Raw genomic sequence first — 1,311 nt, 5'->3', positions numbered from 1 at the left:
GAGGTCCGTCACTGGGCGGCGGCGGGGAAGGGTTTTGAGGGTGCGGATCGGCTGCTTCATCGTGTTCTCTGTCCGGGTGTTGGTGGGGGCGGATTTTTGCTCAGATGCCGCGGGGGTCGAGGGCGCGGGCGGTCCAGAGCTGGTCGAAGTGCCAGCGGTTGAAGGCGTAGGCCTGCTCGTCGGCCTGGGCGACGGCGGCCCACTGTCCCTGGCTCAGGTGGTAGACGCGGTGACCGTCGTAGCGAAGCTGCTGTCCGTTGCCGCCGGAGCGCCAGTAGGAGTGACCCGAGTGGTCCCGCTCGCCGTGCCATTCCCGCTGCCCGTCCGAGAGGGACCATCCCTCGCCGATGCGGGAGAAGCCGGTGTGCTGCGTCACGGTGGCGACGGCGCTGGGGTGAGCGCTGTGTCCCGCGGGCGGGGTGGCTGCCGAGGCGGGGCCGGTGACGGCGAGGAGGGCGCTGCCGGTCATGGTCACGGTGGCGGCGGCGAGGGCGACGCGGGTCATCAGCTTCTTCATGGTGGTGTCTCCTTGCTTCGCCCGGTGTGGGGTGCGGGCGGTGAACGATCGACGCGTGGTGCCGAAGGGCTCGTGGCCGATGCGGCCGAGCGACGTCATGCATTGACGCTAACAGATCGTTGAGGCTCGTCAATGAATGAACGGGTGTGACTGTCGACTCACCGAAACGAAGCCGCCCGGAATGCTGGGGATTCCCGCAAGGGGCATGACGAAAGGGGCCACGGGAATGCCCGTGGCCCCCAGCTGCCTGGTGGCGGGTCGGTCAGGTGAAGACGGAGTCGCTCGGGGACGTCCTCACCCGGCCGAGGAGGCCGCGGAGGGTGGAAAGCTCTTCGGGGGTGAAGTCGGCGAAGAGTTCTTTCTCCACGGCGGTGATGGCGTCCTGGGCCTTGTCCAGGGTGCGGCCGCCTTCGTCGGTGAGCGCCACGATGTGGCGGCGCCGGTCGGCCGGGTCGCGCCGGCGCTCGAGGAGGTGCGTGTTCTCGAGGTCGTTGAGGATCCCGCACAGGATGCTGGGATCCACCTCCAGGACTTCCGCCATGCCCTTCTGGCTCATGTGTCCCGACTCGCCCAGCAGGACCAGCGTCGCGCCTTGGCGAGGCGAAAGCCCGCACTGCTTGAAGGCGTGCTCCATGCGGGCATAGGCGATGGCGCCGTGCCGGGCGAGCAGAAAGCCGAGCCGGTCGAGGGGTTCGGCCTCGACGGTGCCGGTCAGGTCCGCAGTCATTGTCACCCCACTTACCGTACCAGTTCGTAAACTGTTACTCGATTAAGATCGTTTATTAGTTTCGATG

The 1,311-nt window shown here is 67.4% G+C and carries 2 protein-coding genes; both read right to left on the bottom strand.

Annotated features, from left to right (window positions below):
* Positions 1-100 precede the first annotated feature (100 nt).
* Positions 101-616 (bottom strand): hypothetical protein, encoded by a 516-nt coding sequence (locus ACIBJF_RS53485; protein WP_399185125.1) that lies wholly within the window; start codon positions 614-616, stop codon positions 101-103.
* A gap of 163 nt (positions 617-779) precedes the next feature.
* Entirely contained in the window at positions 780-1,244 is a 465-nt protein-coding gene (locus ACIBJF_RS53480) for a MarR family winged helix-turn-helix transcriptional regulator (RefSeq protein WP_399185126.1), read from the bottom strand.
* Positions 1,245-1,311: the final 67 nt, after the last annotated feature.

It is taken from the genome of Streptomyces sp. NPDC050743 (assembly GCF_044456925.1).
In the GTDB taxonomy this organism is placed as follows: domain Bacteria; phylum Actinomycetota; class Actinomycetes; order Streptomycetales; family Streptomycetaceae; genus Streptomyces.
The sequence above is the reverse complement of the archived record's forward strand: the minus strand, read 5'-3'. Positions and strand labels throughout refer to the sequence as shown.